14 protein-coding genes are annotated in these 15,536 nt (G+C 68.1%); 3 read left to right on the top strand and 11 right to left on the bottom strand.

Annotated elements, in window-relative coordinates; genetic code table 11:
• Position 1: 1 nt before the first annotated feature.
• Entirely contained in the window at positions 2–1,564 is a 1,563-nt protein-coding gene (locus E0H75_RS35565; protein ID WP_131518106.1) for an alkaline phosphatase D family protein, read from the top strand.
• 12 nt (positions 1,565–1,576) lie between these two features.
• Positions 1,577–2,401, top strand: a complete 825-nt coding sequence (locus E0H75_RS35560; RefSeq protein ID WP_131518105.1) for a galactose-binding domain-containing protein — start codon at positions 1,577–1,579, stop codon at positions 2,399–2,401.
• A gap of 3 nt (positions 2,402–2,404) precedes the next feature.
• Here the strand turns inward: E0H75_RS35560 and E0H75_RS35555 are convergent, their stop codons facing one another.
• The 10 genes from E0H75_RS35555 to E0H75_RS35515 all read right to left on the bottom strand — a co-directional run bounded on the left by E0H75_RS35555 (position 2,405) and on the right by E0H75_RS35515 (position 11,070).
• Positions 2,405–3,538: an ADP-ribosylglycohydrolase family protein gene (locus E0H75_RS35555; protein ID WP_131518104.1), complete on the bottom strand. Its 1,134-nt coding sequence runs from the start codon at positions 3,536–3,538 to the stop codon at positions 2,405–2,407.
• Positions 3,538–4,815: an extracellular solute-binding protein gene (locus E0H75_RS35550; protein WP_131518103.1), complete on the bottom strand. Its 1,278-nt coding sequence runs from the start codon at positions 4,813–4,815 to the stop codon at positions 3,538–3,540. The genes E0H75_RS35555 and E0H75_RS35550 overlap by 1 nt, the downstream gene beginning before the upstream one ends.
• 8 nt (positions 4,816–4,823) lie before the next feature.
• Positions 4,824–5,657: a carbohydrate ABC transporter permease gene (locus E0H75_RS35545; RefSeq protein WP_131518102.1), complete on the bottom strand. Its 834-nt coding sequence runs from the start codon at positions 5,655–5,657 to the stop codon at positions 4,824–4,826.
• Positions 5,654–6,577: a carbohydrate ABC transporter permease gene (locus E0H75_RS35540; protein WP_131518101.1), complete on the bottom strand. Its 924-nt coding sequence runs from the start codon at positions 6,575–6,577 to the stop codon at positions 5,654–5,656. The genes E0H75_RS35545 and E0H75_RS35540 overlap by 4 nt, the downstream gene beginning before the upstream one ends.
• A complete protein-coding gene (locus E0H75_RS35535; RefSeq protein WP_131518100.1) occupies positions 6,574–7,560 on the bottom strand; it encodes a LacI family DNA-binding transcriptional regulator in 987 nt (328 codons plus the stop codon). Before E0H75_RS35535 ends, E0H75_RS35540 begins: the two co-directional genes overlap by 4 nt.
• A 123-nt stretch (positions 7,561–7,683) precedes the next feature.
• Positions 7,684–7,827, bottom strand: a complete 144-nt coding sequence (locus E0H75_RS43310) for a hypothetical protein (RefSeq protein ID WP_165554254.1) — start codon at positions 7,825–7,827, stop codon at positions 7,684–7,686.
• A gap of 209 nt (positions 7,828–8,036) precedes the next feature.
• Positions 8,037–8,987 (bottom strand): potassium channel family protein, encoded by a 951-nt coding sequence (locus E0H75_RS35530; protein ID WP_131518099.1) that lies wholly within the window; start codon positions 8,985–8,987, stop codon positions 8,037–8,039.
• Positions 8,959–10,068 (bottom strand): GNAT family N-acetyltransferase, encoded by a 1,110-nt coding sequence (locus E0H75_RS35525; RefSeq protein ID WP_131518098.1) that lies wholly within the window; start codon positions 10,066–10,068, stop codon positions 8,959–8,961. Before E0H75_RS35525 ends, E0H75_RS35530 begins: the two co-directional genes overlap by 29 nt.
• A gap of 262 nt (positions 10,069–10,330) precedes the next feature.
• The gene (locus E0H75_RS35520; protein WP_238163472.1) at positions 10,331–10,729 is read right to left on the bottom strand and encodes a hypothetical protein; all 399 of its coding nucleotides are present in this window, start codon (positions 10,727–10,729) and stop codon (positions 10,331–10,333) included.
• Between the two features lie 20 nt (positions 10,730–10,749).
• On the bottom strand, positions 10,750–11,070 hold the full coding sequence (locus E0H75_RS35515; RefSeq protein WP_131518097.1) for a hypothetical protein: 321 nt from the start codon (positions 11,068–11,070) through the stop codon (positions 10,750–10,752).
• A 97-nt stretch (positions 11,071–11,167) separates the two neighbouring features.
• Between E0H75_RS35515 and E0H75_RS35510 the strand changes: the two genes are divergently transcribed.
• Positions 11,168–11,773 carry a hypothetical protein gene (locus E0H75_RS35510; protein ID WP_131518096.1) on the top strand — a complete coding sequence of 202 codons (606 nt, stop codon included), beginning with the start codon at positions 11,168–11,170 and terminating at the stop codon, positions 11,771–11,773.
• A gap of 351 nt (positions 11,774–12,124) precedes the next feature.
• Here the strand turns inward: E0H75_RS35510 and E0H75_RS35505 are convergent, their stop codons facing one another.
• The gene (locus tag E0H75_RS35505) at positions 12,125–15,505 is read right to left on the bottom strand and encodes a S8 family serine peptidase (RefSeq protein WP_131518095.1); all 3,381 of its coding nucleotides are present in this window, start codon (positions 15,503–15,505) and stop codon (positions 12,125–12,127) included.
• Positions 15,506–15,536 lie beyond the last annotated feature (31 nt).

Raw genomic sequence — 15,536 nt, 5'->3', positions numbered from 1 at the left:
CATGCCCACCCGCCGCAGCTTTCTCTCCGCGACCGGCGCCGCCGCCGCTCTTGCCCTCACCGGCACCCTTCCCGGACTTGATGCAGTAGGAATACCGCACCGCACCGACAAACGCCCGCTGTTCACTCTCGGCGTCGCCTCGGGTGATCCGCTGCCGGACGCCGTGGTCATCTGGACCCGCCTCGCGCCCGGCCCGCTCGAACCGTTCGGCGGGATGGACGACCGCACGGTGAACGTCGAGTGGGAGGTCGCCGAGGACGAGTACTTCCGCCGCGTCGTCCGTCGGGGCACTGCCCACGCTCGCCCGGAGTACGCCCACACCGTGCACGTCGACGTCCGTGGTCTGCGCTCGTGGCGGCACTACTTCTACCGCTTCCGCGCGAACGGTCAGGTCAGCCCGGTCGGCCGCACCCGGACCGCGCCGGCGCCGGCCGACCAGCCCGCGGTGTCGCTGGCGGTCGCGTCCTGCCAGGCGTATTACGACGGCTTCTACACGGCGTACCAGGACGTCGTACGCCGTGATCACGACGTCGTGCTGTTCCTCGGTGACTACATCTACGAGGTCGGTGTCGGGCCGACGGCCGGCGTTCGCAACCAGCCGGTCCCGGTCGACTTCGCCGGCGAGATCGTCACGCTGGACGAGTACCGAGCGCGGTACGCCCTGCACAAGACCGACCCCGACCTGCAGGCCGCGCACGCGGCCGCGCCGTGGATCGTCACGCTCGACGACCACGAGGTCGAGGGCAACTGGGCCGGGTACGTCTCCGAGGACGGCGTGCCGCACGACGACTTCGTCGTACGTCGGGCGAACGGCTTCCGGGCGTACTGGGAACACATGCCGCTGCGCCTGGACCAGTCCCCGGACGGCCCGTCGATCCGGCTGTACCGGCACCTGCGCTACGGCCGCACCGCCGACCTCAGCGTGCTCGACACCCGGCAGTTCCGCGACGACCAGACCAGTACCGGCGGCTGGTTGCCGCCGGACGAGGTCTCGCAGGACCCGGCCCGCACGATCACCGGCGACGCGCAGGAACGCTGGCTGCTCGACACCCTGCACCACTCCGGCAGCCGCTGGAACGTCGTCGCCCAGCAGGTCGCGATGGCCCAGCTCGACCGCAAGACCGGACCCGACCTCGAGCTGCCGATGGACACCTGGAACGGGTACGTCGGCTCGCGCGACCGAGTGCTCTGCGGCGTCCGCGATCGCCAGGTACGGAACTTCGTCGTACTCACCGGCGACCTGCACCGCGCCGTCGCGTCCGACCTGCGCGTGAACTTCGCCGACCCGTCGACACCGGCTGTCGGCACCGAGTTCGTCACCACGTCGATCTCGTCCGGCAAGGACGGTGTCGACTCGGACGCGACCGGTAAGGCGCTGCTCGCCGAGAATCCGCACGTGAAGTTCCAGAGCGTCCAGCGCGGCTACCTCAGTTGCCGCCTCGACAGCTCCCAGTGGACCTCGGAGTACCGCGTCGTCGACCGGGTCGTCACCCCCGGCGGTACGGCGTCCACCCGCGCCACCCTGGTCGTCGAGGACGGCCGTCCCGGAACCCACCTGGCCTGAACGGATCCGCACATGAAACGCGCACGCACCGCTCTGCTCGCCGTCCCACTCGCCCTCCTGGTCCCGGCCGTCGCGGTTGCCAGCAGCAACAATCAGGTCGAGATCAGCGCCACCCCGCAGCCGGTCGAGGTCGTCCCGCTGCCCTGCTTCCCGTCCGGCAAGCTCTCCCTTGGCATGACCAACACCGGCCGCAAGCCGACCATCGCCGACCTGCGGATCTCCGCCGACTCCTCGTTGACACTGTCCCGGCACCAGTTCTCGAGTTACCTGCCGGTCGATCAACTGGTGAAGGCTCCGCTCGAGATCACCGTGCCGCGCGGCACGGCTCCGGCGACGCACAGCGTTGACCTCAGTGTCGGCCGCGAACACTTGTCCGTGCCCGTCACGATCAAACCCGTCCCCGCGCGCGACAACCTGCTGCTCGGCGAGCAGGCCGTCGCGTCCTCCACGAACGGCGACATGAAGCTGTGTGGCGGAGTCGACGGCAACACCGACTCCGCGCAGTGGGGCGCCAGTGGGTGGCACGACGCCACCAAGGGCGTCTTCCCCGACACGTACGGCGTCGACTTCGTCCAGCCGACCACGGTCGGCCGCATCGTCGTACAGACCCTCGACTCGGCCAAGTACCCGGCGGCCGTGATGGGGATTCGCGACTTCGACGTCCAGGTCCGCACCGGCACCACCTGGACGACCGTTGGTCAGTTCCGCGACAACGTGCAGGGTTTTCTCACCGTGACCTTCGCCCCGGTGGCCGTCGACGCCGTCCAACTCGTCATCCACGACTCCAACGACCACGGGTACTCCCGGATCATCGAACTCGAGGCCTACGCCAACTGACATTCAGACCAGGGCATCCAACGCGGCCGACCGCCGGGCCCACCGCTCGGCGTCGGCCGCACGAATGTCCGCCGCCACCGCTGCCATCACCCGGCCCGGCTGCTCGAGGTCGGTCTTGCTCGCCGCGGCGATGTCCGCCGCCCAGTCCGCCGGTACGCCGCTCAGTCCGCTGAGCGCACCCGTGATCGCACCCGCCATCGACGCGATCGAGTCCGCGTCCCGGCCGTAGTTCGTGCCGCCGAGGACTGCCCGGCGTACGTCTCCCTCGGAGACGAGCACGAAGCCGAGGGCCACCGGCAACTCCTCGATCGCCTTCGTCCGGCTCGGCCGCCGGGCGTCCAGCGACTGATCGCGGTAGTCCGGACCGACCGTGTCGAAGGGCTCGATCGCCTTGCGCAGAAGGGGAATCGCCTGCTCCCAGTCGGTCAGCCCTTCCGCGGCCGCGGCCACTGCCTCGACGGCCCCTCGAGTACCGTCCTCGGCCAGTGCGAGGGCAGCCTCCACCGCTGACGCGGCGGTCGCGCCGGGGGTCATCGCCGCGGCGACGGCGGCCGCGAACACGCCGGCCGCCTCCCGCCCATAGCTCGACTGGTGCGCGCCCGCGAGGTCGATCGCCTCGGCGTACGCGCCCTCGGGATCGCCTGCGTTGGCGATCCCGACCGGCGCCATGTACATCGCCGCACCGCAGTTGACGATGTTGCCGACGCCGGCCTCGCGCGGATCCACATGGCCGTAGTGCAGCCGGGCGACGAGCCACTTCTCGGCCAGGAAGACCCGCTGCAGTAGCAACGCATCGGCCTCCAGCTCCGGCACCCAGCGCGTCCCCGTCAGCATCTTCGGCACCAGCGACTCGGCGATTGCGTACGCGTCCAGGTGCGTCCGGCGTTCGTCGTACACCTCGACCAGCGCGTGCGTCATCAAGGTGTCGTCGGTGATGTGCCCGTCGCCCTTGTGGTACGGCGCGATCGGCCGGGCGGTCCGCCATTCGTCGTACCACGGACCGACGATGCCGGTCACCCAGCCGCCGTGCCGCTCCCGGATCGCCTCCGGGGTCCATCCCTCGACGGCTCCACCGATCGCGTCACCGACCGCGGAGCCGACGAGGGCACCCGTGGATTTCTGTTCCAGCAAGGACATCACTGGTTGACCTGACCCCATCCGTCGCTCAGTTTCTTGCCCAGCGTCGCCAGGTCGGTCTTGTTCGCCAGGTACTCCTGCAGCGCCGGCGTCGCGATCTGGTCCTTCCACTTCGGGTAGTTCTCCACGCTCTGGAACGGCGCCTTGGTCAGCTCGGCACCGCTGGCCAGCGTCTGCTGCCAGCCGTCCTTGCCACCGGTCGTCTTCAAGATCGCGTCCCGGGCCGCCTGGGTGGTCGGGATCAGCCAGTCACCCTGACCGACCGCGGCCAGGTTCTCAGCCTTCATGAAGTAGTCGATGAACTTCGCCGACTGCTCGATGTGCTTGCCCTCGGCCGGCGCCGACAGCGTCTGCGGGTTCGCGGCCTGCTTGGTGCTGGTGCCCTTCAGCGGCGGCAGCACCTGCCACTGGAAGCCCTTCGGTGCCTGCTCGACCATCTGCTGGGCGGTGTAGTTGCCCGCCACCACCATCGCGTACTTGCTGGCGAAGAAGCCCGGCAGCACGTCGGAGCCGCTCTGGGTCAGCGACGTCGGGTCGATCGACTTGTCCGTGTAGGCCATCGCGTTGATCCGCTTCGGCACCTCGAGTTCGGGGTCGCCGATCTTCGCCTTGGCGTCCCGGCCGGAGCCCTCGAAGAACTGCGCGTCGAAGTTCATGCCCAGGTTCAGCACGGTCGCGGTCGGGCTCTTCAGGCCCCAGCCCAGACCGTACTTGCCTCCGGCCGTCAGCCTCTTCGCGTCGGCCGCCAGGTCGTCCCAGCTGAGCGAGTCACCGGTCGCGGTGATCCCGGCCTGCTTGAGCAGCGCGGCGTTGCCGAACACGACGTACGACTGAAGCAGCGTCGGCGCGGCGAACGTCTTGCCGTCGCTGGAGACCGTGTCCCAGACCGCCTGCGGTACGGCGTCCTTGGTCTCCTGGCTCAGGTACGGCGACAGGTCGGCCAGGAACCCCTGGTTCGCGAAGCCGGTGATGTCGGCGGACTCGTCGTGGATGATGTCCGGCGCGGTCCCGCCCTGGAACTGGGTGACCAACTGGTCGTGCACCGAGTCCCAACTGCCCTGGACGTACTCGACCTGGATGTTCGGGTTCGCGGCGTTCCAGTCCGCGACGATCTTCTTGGTCGCGGCGACCGTCGTCTTCTGGAAGGCGAGGCTCTGGAACTTCAGCGTCACCTTCTCGTTGGAGTCACCGGAACTGTTGTCACTGCTGTTGCCCCCGCAGGCCGCGAGCGCCACCAGAGCACCCGCCGCGAGCAACGCGGTCATGACCTTCTTCATTGCATCTCCTAACCCTTGACTGCGCCGCTCAGCAAGCCCGACGTCAGTCGGCGCTGGAGGAAGGCGAAGAACACCAAACTGGGAACCGTGGCGAGCACCGAGGCGGCCGCCAGCGGGCCGAACTGGACCTGACCTTCGGCGCCGACGAAGCGCGCGAGGACCAGCGGCAGTGTCTTGAGCTCCGGGTCCTGCAGCAGGACCAGAGCGAAGAAGAACTCGTTCCACGCCGAGATGAACGTGAACATCGCGGTCGCGATCAACCCGGGCCGCAGCAGCGGCATCACGATCGAGACGATCGTCCGCAGCCTGGAGGCCCCGTCGACCGAGGCCGCTTCCTCGAGCTCGCGCGGTACGGCGGCGACGTACCCCTGCAGCATCCACAACGCGAACGGCAGCGACCAGACCATGTAGACGATCACCACGCCCGGGATCGTGTTGGTCAGGTGCAGCGGCCGCAGGATCATGAACAGCGGGATCACGATCAGGATCACCGGGAACACCTGGCTGACCAGGATCCAGCCGTTCGTGACCGGCCGCAGCCGGGTCCGGAACCGGGCCAGCGCGTAGGCCACCGGCAGCGACACGATCAGCACGAGGACCGTGGTGGCGATCGAGATCTGCAGGCTGTTGCCGAGACCCCGGATCAGGCCTTGCTCGTTCATCGCGTCGCTGTAATTGGAGAAGTCGAGGTGATCGGGCAGCAGGCTCGGCGTGATGCCGGCGAACTCACGGGGCGACTTCAGCGAGCTCGAGATCAGCCACAGCAGCGGGAAGCCGAGGAACACCAAATAGCAGACGACCGCGACGTACTGCAGGAAGCGGGCGGCCGGACGTGTTCTCATGCCTCGCTCCTCAGCCGGTTCCGCAGGTAGAAGGCGAGGAAGACGATGATGATGACCACCATCACGTCACCCATCGCCGCGGCCATCCCGAAGTTCCCGTACCGGAACGCCTCGTTGTAGGCGAACAGCATCGGCAGCATGGTCTTGCCGCCCGGACCGCCGGCGGTCAGCACGTAGACCAGGCCGAACGAGTTGAAGTTCCAGATCAGGTCCAGGCTGGTGATCGCGACGATCACGGTGCGCAGTTGCGGCAGCGTGATGTTCCAGAACTGGCTCCACGCGCTCGCGCCGTCGACCGCGGCCGCCTCGTACAGCGACCGGTCGATGCCCTGGAGGCCGGCCAGCAGGGTGATCGTCGTCATCGGCATGCCGACCCAGATGCCGACCACGATCACGGCCGGCAGCGCCGTACTGAAGTCGCCGAGGAAGTTGATCGGATGGTCGGTCAGGTGCAGCTTCTGCAGGATCTCGTTGACCGGGCCGTTGGTCGGGTGCAGCAGGAGGCGCCACATGATTGCAACCACGACCGGCGGCATCGCCCACGGAATCAGCGCGATGGTACGGGCGACGCCGCGGAACCGGATGGTCGTGTTCAGCAGCAGCGCGAGGCCGAGCGCGGCGACGAACTGCAGGATCGTCACCGACAAGGTCCAGATGATGCCGATCCGGAACGAGTCCCAGAACAGACCGTTGTGCAGCAGCTTGGAGAAGTTCTCGAAGCCGATGAAGTTCGTGTCGACGTTCAGCCCGGCGCGGGCATCGGTGAAGCCGAGCGCGATGCCGCGGATCAGCGGGTAGACGCTGAGCAGCAACACCGGCAGCAGCGCGGGCAGAAAGAGGAAGATCGCTTCCCGGTTCTGCTTCGGCTTCCCGGTCTTGCGCACCGGAGTCGGTGCCGGCGCGGTCACGGTCGCGGTCATGGGGTGGACCTCCGCACACTCAACGACGGCTGTACGACGATCCGCCGCGGCCTCCGGTCGTTGTCCTCGATCCTTGCCAACAGCAACTCAGCCGCCCGCCGCCCCCGTTCCGCCGACCCCAGATTCACACTCGTCAACGGCGGAAACGACTGCTCGGCGAGCTCACTGTCGTCCATCCCCACCACAGCCACGTCCTCCGGCACCCGCAACCCAGCCCCCACCAACTCATGCATAAGCCCCACCGCCAGAAGATCGTTCGCACAGATCACCGCATCTGGCTGCGACCGCAGCACCTCTCCCCCAACTGCTCGTCCGGCTGCGAACGTGAAGTCCGCGGCCTCCGTCTCACCGGCGGGTTGCAGGTCATGTGCCTTCAGCGCGTCCGCGAAGCCTTTGGCTCGGGCTGTGCCGGGGACTGTGTCGGCTGGGCCGTTCAGGAAGGCGATGTGCGTGCGTCCTTTGGCGACCAGGTGGTCTACGGCGAGGAGCATGCCTTTGGGAGAATTCGCGCGGACCGTGTCGACGCCGGCTTTGGCGGGGACGTTACCGGCGACGACCACCGGGACCCCGCACTCGCGGATCGACTTGACCAGGTCCTCGTCGACGCGGATCGGGCTGATCAGCAGCCCATCGGCGTACCCGCGCGCCATCCCCCGGACCAGCGCGACCTCGTCGACCACGTCAGCCCCGGTCGTGGTCACCACCAACCGATACCCGGCCGCGGACACCACCTCCTCGACGGCGCGCATCATCGTCACGTAGACCGGGTTGCCGACGTCCGCGACCGCCAGGGTCAGCTGGAACGTCCGCCCCACCTTCAAGGAGCGCGCGCGGGAGTCAGGCACATAGCCCAACTGCTCGACGGCCCGCTGGACCCGCTCGGCCATCTCCTCGGTGGCCGGCAGACCGTTCAGTACGCGCGACACCGACGCCACCGAGACGCCGGCCGCCTGGGCCACCGCGGCGATCGTCGGACGGCTCACGCCCGCCTCCTGTAATCGTTCTTGTAATCGTTTACAAGCCCGACAGTAGGTCGCCGAAAGCCCTCGGTCAAGTAGTCAGCCGGCTCCGGCGGCCAGGTAGCCGGCCGGCTGTCAGGTACTCAGCTAGTGACGGGCAGCCGACGCGGCCGGGCTGGACGGCGCGAACCACTCGTTCCCCGGACCGGCCGCCTGCGCCGGTGTCACCGTCGTACCCACAAGTGCCATCACGGCCAGCGCGATGACCCCGATCGGCCTGCTCCAGTTCATGACCATCCTCACTCGTACGCCGAGTCCACCCCCAGCCGTGACTGTAGACACCGCCGGCTCGGCAAGGGAAGAGCAGAAACCGTTAAGATCCAGGGCTGATGGCCCGACTGGTAGCCGACGGCATCCGATCACTTGCCCACCGCAACCACGCGGCGTTCTGATCGTCGCCCTCGGCAACCGTGTTCACGGACAGTGCTGTGAACCGGTTCTCACTCGTCCTCTTCGTCGGCGCCCGGGCGCTCCGCCCAGGGCGTCTCCTTGGCCGGGCGCACGACGATCAGCTTGTCGCCGGCGGCCAGCACCGAGACGTTGGAGTCGTAGTACCGGTGCACTTTGCCGTCGCGGACGACCGAGACCACCCGGTCCGGGACGGCGGACGGTGGCTTGCCGACCTCGCGACCGAGCACCGGGCGTTCGGCGACCTCGAGGCCCTCGCCGTACGTGAGCAGGTCCTCCATCACCTCACCCAGGTTCGGGCTGACCGCGGACAGGCCGAGCAGCCGGCCGACCGCTTCGGAGGAGGTGACGACCGCGTCGGCGCCGCTCTGCCGCAGCAGCGGGACGTTGTCCTCCTCGCGGACCGCGACCACGATGTGCGCGGTCGGGTTCAACTGTCGGACGGCCAGCGTGACCAGGACCGCCGCGTCGTCACGGTCGGTCGTCACGATCACCTCGCGTGCCGACATCACCTCAGCCCGGCGCAGGACGTTCCGGTTCGTCGCGTCGCCGTGGAACGCGGCCATCTGGTCGTTACCGGCGTCCCCGATCGCCTGCGCCCGCGGGTCGATCACCACGATGCTGTCGCGCTTCACCCCGTTGCTGATCAGCGTCTGAACGGCGGACCGGCCTTTGGTGCCGTAGCCGATGACGATGGTGTGGTCCTTCATGCGCTTCCTCCATCGGGTGTCGCGCATGACGCGGCGACCCTCGTTGGCCAGGACTTCCAGTGTCGTGCCGACCAGCACCACCAGAAACCCGATCCGCAGCGGCGTGACGATGAACGCGTTCACGAGCCGCGCGCTCGGGGTCACCGGCGTGATGTCGCCGTACCCGGTGGTGGTGAGGGTGACGGTCGCGTAGTAGATCGCGTCGATCAGGCCGACGTCGCCGTCGTAGTTGTCCTTGTAGCCGTCACGGTCGACCACCACGATCAGCACCATCACCGTCAGCAGACCCAGCGCGACCAGGAATCGGCTGAACAGCTGAAAGAGCGGCGAGCGCGTGCTCGCGGGCAGATTGACCAGCAGCCCGTGCGGGTTGCGACCAGTGGGAAGGGGTGGCACGACTCCGACGATATTGCACCGGCGGCCGATCCACCGCATGCGACAGGCTCTGGTCGGACAGTGCGACAGTGACCATCAGATTGTCGCTGTCCTGGACCACTCTGGTCCGCATCCGCAGGCCTTCGATCGTGCGGAGCATCGCGACGTTCTCCGGTTGCACCACACAGACGGCCCGGTCCGCGCCGAGGTTGCGCGCCGCACCGATCACTCGGCGCAGCAGTTGTGCACCGAGACCACGTCCCTGCCATCCGTCCTCGACCAGTACGGCGACTTCCATCGTCGTACGCCCGAGCTCCTCCCAGGGCGCGGCGGTCGCCATCCCGATGACGGCGCCGTCCACAATCGCCACGATCGAGACGCCGCCCGCCGGTGCGGACAGGTGGCGGGCGGTGCGGGCGGTCAGCTTCGGCATGGGTACGTGGTAACGCCGGGTGCGGCTCTCGAACGAGCACCGCTCATGCATCGCGACGACCGCCTCAGCGTCGTCTACGGTCGCCGTACGCAGCTCGGGTTCACCGCTGCCGGGTCGCGGACCTTCGGTCTCCTGCAGTCGCTCGGCCAGCCGACCGGCGATCTCGACCAGGACGTCGGCCCGAGCCCACTCGGCCGGCGTGTACTCGTCGAACCCTTGCAGATCGCCCAACTCGTCATCCACCGACACCGGGTCGTCGATCAGCCGCAGTACGGCGCGCAGGTACCGCGTCGGCCCATCACTCAACACATCCGCCTGACATGCGCGAACTGTCGTCCCTCGGCAACCCGCCTCAGCCGCCAGCGAGGTCAAAGCCTCCGCCGTCCATCCAACGCCCGTCGAAACCACCAGCTCGTCAACGGCCCCACCCTCGGCCGTGAACACCTCGAGACTCAGGATGTTGATCTCATCCGCCCCACACCGCACCGCCAGCTCAGCCAACGCACCGGGCCGATCGGCAAGCTCAGTCCTGATCTTCCACAACATGCGGACGCCCTCCCTCGTTCGACGTCCCTACCTTCCACCCCCTCTGTTGCCCCACCGGGTCCGGACTGTTACGCCCACATCAACCTTCCCCAGGGCGCAGACCGTTCGGTGTGCAGGTGGACAGGTAGTGCACGTGCGATACGCCGTACACAGAACGTGCGCGCGCTCGGGTGCACTACCGCACCGGCCGACACCTCCTGTCGATCTGAACGTCGCCCCCGGCGGTCCAACGCCCCGCGGATGGTTGAGGGCGGCGGGTGGGTTAGCGGCGGCGGAGGTGTGGGAGGTGGGGGGTGAATTTGGGTTTGCGGGTGGCTAGGAGGGCGGCGGGTTCGCGTTTGTCGAGGTCGGCGTGGCGGAGCAGGTCGGGGTAGGTGTTCTGGGGGACGGGCGGGTACGTCGTGACGATCGCGTCGCCGGAGAACACGAAGAAGATCGCCTGCCCGTCGCGAATGACCTTCAGCAGCGATCCCTCGCGCACCGTCAGCGCGTGCTCGATCGCCTTCTTCCGCGCAGCCCGCTTCGCCAACGCAGCCTGCATCGCCTGCTGAGCCGGCTCCCGCCCATGCCGGAACGCCTCAACCGCCAACGGCCCATACCGCACGCCGTACTTGACCAGGTTCTTGGCCAGCTTCCCCTGCCCACCGTTAACACCCGCCATACCCCGACTGTACCGACCCCTCAGATCTCCACCCTGAGTTCGCGAGCCGCAGCAGTGATCGTTCCGAAGGCACCTCTGATCCGGTACAGCTCTCCATCCACACCCGGCCGCTCGCTCACCATTGTCAGCAGGGTGTGCAGGTCATCGCTGTCCGTCCGTGGCTGATTGGTGTATCCGGTGATCGTCAGGAAGTAGTCGCCGTTGAGCCGCGGCCACCGCACCTCCACGTTCGACCCCGCGAACCGCTGCGCGAACTCCGGCAGCTCCGGAAGAAACTCCGCCTCCCGATCCAGCTCCTCGTCATCATCGAAGCTGAACCACAACCGGAACCACCCCTGCAACCTCGTACACCCGGATCACCGTACGTGACGTACGTCGCCGAGCGCGGCGGGCCGGGTGGGTGTGCGGGGGTGGGCGGGGTCGGGCACGATGGGGCGTGTGAGTAGTCCTAATCCGCGCCGGCCGATCATGCCGGGGAACAAGTTGTTCGAGTCGTTGCCGGGGGCTGCTGATCCCGCGACGGTGACTGAGGTGGCGCATCGGACGGCTGAGTTGCTGGTGCGGGGCGTGCGGGACTCGGAGGATGCCGAGGTGCATGCTCGCGTGGTGAAACTGGCGGACGACTACGGGCTGGATGAACTGGCTGAGCTGTGGTCGGATGCGTCGTCGGACTCGTTGCCGGGTGCTTTGTGGAGGTTGTACCTGCTGCGGTCGTGGGTGCACTCCAACGCTGAAGAGGTGTCGTACGAGTTCGCCGCCGGGCGCAAATACGCCGAGGTGCACGCGGTGGTCGCGGGTGTCGCCGAGCCGCCGGGACCGACCGAGGTGCGGGACATGGTGGACGCCGTACTGCGGGGTGTCGCGACTGGAGACTTCGCGACCACGCTCGACCGGGCGGCGGCGTTCGCGCGGATCGTCGCGACCGGGCGGGCGCATCTCGCCGACGACGGGCACGACCGGGTGCTGTCCGCCTCGAAGCTGGTCGAGACGGCGGATCAGTTGCAGACCGCGGCCCGCGCCGAACGCGCCGGCCAACTCTGGTAGCGCCCAGCGCACATCACCCCACCCAGCGGCCCCTGCTGCAGCGCGGCGAGACCGCGGCACACGCCGCGGGCAACGCGCCAGAACCAGGCTGTGGTTGCACAGTTTGGGATCGGGTGGTATGGCGTCTTGAAGCCCGAGATGTCAACGGGACAAGGGGTTTTGGGACCCGTTACACTGTTCGAGGTGTCGGGCCGGCGCAAGCCCCGGGTCCCAAAATAAGCCGCTGCGAGCGGCCACGCGCCGTGAGGCGCTTCCCGGTCCGATGCCACAAACGTCGGTACGGCTGCCACCAGCATCCGTACGGTGGAACGCCCCCGGTCAAGGCAACGACCCGGGGGCGTTCCGCGGTTTCTAGCGGATTCCGTAGAAATGGTTCAGCGTCTGCGTGACCGACGTGCCGTTGGAGTCGGTCAGCTCGACCTTGAGCGTGACGAAGTCGGTCGCCTTCAGATTGTTGACCAGCGCCACCGCCTTCCGACCGAGGTTCAGCACCGGCACCTGCGTCCAGCTGGCACCGTCGTCGTACGACGCCGACACCCGCGCCGAGGTGAATACGCCGGCCTTGTACCAGTGCCCCGACTCGGCCGTGATCGTGATCGGGAAGATCGGCAGCTTCGGAGCCCGGTCGTTCAGGTCGACCGCCATGTCGTAGTCCGGGAACAGCAGCGGCAGCGGCTTCCCGGCGTCAGCCGACGAGCTCTTCCACTTCCACCTGGTCTGGACCGTCGACGGCGACTCCCACTTGTAATCGCCCCGTTGCCACCGGTTCAGGTCGTACACGAGCTCGAGGTTCGTCGCCGCGGCCGGCACGTCCCAGACGCCCTGACCGTAGAACCCGTACTTCCCCAGCGACACCCCGTCCGCCAGCAGTTCCGTCCCGCCGAGATCCAGGAAGCCCTGCTGCGAGAAGTGACCCGGCTGCGTGTCCGCCCAGCTCGGGAAGTTGCTCCAGATCGTGTTCCCGTCGCGAGCCGCCGGCGCGTACTTCTGCCCGGTCGTCTGATCGGTCACCATGCTCGGCCGCAGCCCGGCCTTGTACCAGCTCTCGCTGTGCCGGCTCCCCGGTTTGTACGCCGTCGCCGTCGACGTCATGAGCGTCGCGAACGGCCACGCCATCGCATCCGCATGCCCGACCATCTGCGTCACTTTGGTGTCCGGATCCGCCGTCACCAAGTGCTGCACCTGAGTCGGCGCCGCCACCGTCCCGCGCGTGCCCGTCGGGATCAGGTTGATGCTCCACGGCCGCCACACGTCGGTGTACTCGGAGTAGCTGTACGGCTTCCCCGGCGTGTAGTACGTCGCATCGATCGTCGCCAGATCCCGATCACGGACCCGATGATCCGGCTTCCCCTTGACCTGCTGCTCGTGCGTGAACGCGAGGCTGTAGAGGTACGGCGACTTGGCGCCGGCCGGTGATCCGTACTGCCACCCCTCGATCACCTCGAAGGTGCCCCGGCGCACCTTCGGCGTCGTACCGAGGTAGACCGCCGAGACCGTCGGGCCGAAGCTGCGGCTCGACGCGAGGATCCAGTTGTCGACAATCCGACCGTATGTCAGGCTGCCGCCGCGGGGCTCGCTCGGGCGCTGCGTCGTCACCTTGGCCTCGGCCGCGGACCGTACGTCGTACGTGATCGTGGCGTTCTCAGTCAGCGTGATCTCGGGGTCGCCGAGGAACGCGTAGGAGTCGACGAATCCGTCCGCGCCGTCGTGGGCGATCGTCGCGGCGAGCGAGTACGTGCCGGCCCGCAGGTGGAGCGTGCGGTCCGCACCGTCGAACCCGACCCGCTGCGCCGCGATGCTGTCCAGGTCGAACACATCCAGCGAACTGATCGACGCGGCCGGCTTCCCGTCGCGGTCGATCAGCTCGAAGGTGACGTCGACGTACTGCGGCTCGAGGTAGAACCCGAACGGCGTCACCACCGTCCGTCCGTCGTTGCCGGTAGCAACCACGCGGACGCTGATCGCGCCGTACAGCCCGTAGTCCAACGCGGCCGCCGGGTCCACGGTGACCGGAAGGTCGGCAGTCCCACCGGCCGGCACTGTCAGCGATCCCCCGCCGAACTGAATCAGGGAATCCGGCAACGGCCTCCCGTTGTTGCCGCGCGCATCGGTCGCGAACGTCAGCGTCACCGGTGACGTCCCACTGTTGCGGTAAGTGAACTGCTTTGTGACCTTCTGCGCTGCAGTGTGCGGCCAAGCAAAGGTCCCGAGATCGACCGTGCTAGGGCCGGTCACAGTCGAAGCGACCGCCTGGGCGACGTCAAGCTCACCCGCGCCCTGCTCATAGATCCCGACCTTGCTCTCGGAGCGCACCGAGTTCTGCAAAGCAGCCTTCAATTCCTGCCCGTTCCAGTCCGGGTGCTGCTGCTTGAGAATCGCCGCCGCACCGGCCACGTGCGGCGTCGCCATCGACGTACCGCTCATGTCGACGTACGCCTGGTCGCCACGTCCACCGGCCCGGGCAGCGGTGATGTCCACACCGGGCCCGGCGATGTCGGGCTTGACCGCGTGGTTGCCCAGCACCGGTCCACGGCTGGAGAAGTCGGCCGTGGTCTGGGCCAGGTCGGTCGCCGCGACCGTCATCGCCGAGGCGGCGCATCCCGGGCTGCTGATGGCCTCCGACGGACCGCCGAGGTTGCCGGCGGCAATCACGAACAGTACGCCGGACTCCGCGCTGATCCGGTCGACGGCGGCCGCCATCGGATCGGTGCAGTCGACCGGCTCCGACGTACCGATGCTCATGCTGATCACATCGGCGCCCTCGGCAACGGCCCATTCCATCCCGGCGATGATCCAGGACAGCTCGCCGCTACCGAAGTCGTTCAGGACCTTGCCCGCGAGGAGTTGCGTGCCCGGGGCAACGCCCTTGTTCTTGCCGTTGGAAGCCACACCGCGACCGGCCACGGTCGACGACGTGTGGGTGCCGTGACCGTCGTGGTCGGCGACATCCGGGCTGTCGGTGAAGTTCTGCTGCGCCTTGACCGCGCCGATCAGATCCGGGTGCTCCGCGTCGACGCCGGAGTCCAGCACGGCGACCGTCGTACCTGTTCCGTCGTACCCGGCCGCCCACGCCTGCGGGGCGCCGACGTACGGGACGCTCTGGTCGAGCGTCTTGCTGACCTTCGCGTCGAGCCAGAGCTTCTGGACGTCCCGACCGGTCGAGAGGGATTGCCAGGTGTCGTGAGCCTGTGTCTTGTCGGTCCGCAGCGCGGCGGCACCGACAGACGACAGGGTGCGCGTGCGGGTGGACCCAGCCGGGACGGCCTGCTGAGCGGCCCGCGCTGTCGGCTTGTACGTCGCGATGACCGGGATCTGGTTGGTGGACGCGTCGTCGTACCCCTGCCGGATCAGGCCGCTGACGTTGAACAGCGCCTGGTCGACCTTGCCGCTGTTCACCAGCCGAGCGGCACTGTCGGGTACGACGTACAGGTCCTTGCCGACCGTGCGCGTCTCGTAGCCGGCGTCAGAGGCATCGGCAGGGACGAACCGGACGTTGCTGCGTCCGGAGCCGGCCGGGGACAACTGCACCTTGTCCCCCGTGATCAGGGTGACGACCTTGGCGGCGTCGACCTGCACCGGCAGGGTCGGCCGGGCAGTCCCAGTGGACGGAGTAGGCGGGGTGACAGCGGCGGTGGCGGCGGGTACGGCGCCGGCCGCGAGCAACGCGATGGCCGCGGCACCGGTCAGAAAGCGACCGGCCGGGGTTTTACGCGCCAGGAAGCGGAAAAACATGGGGAGGACACCCTTCGGGACGGATTGTCGC

Origin of the sequence: Kribbella capetownensis (genome assembly GCF_004331485.1) — a bacterium.
Classification (GTDB): Bacteria; Actinomycetota; Actinomycetes; order Propionibacteriales; family Kribbellaceae; genus Kribbella; species Kribbella capetownensis.
The sequence above is the reverse complement of the archived record's forward strand: the minus strand, read 5'-3'. Positions and strand labels throughout refer to the sequence as shown.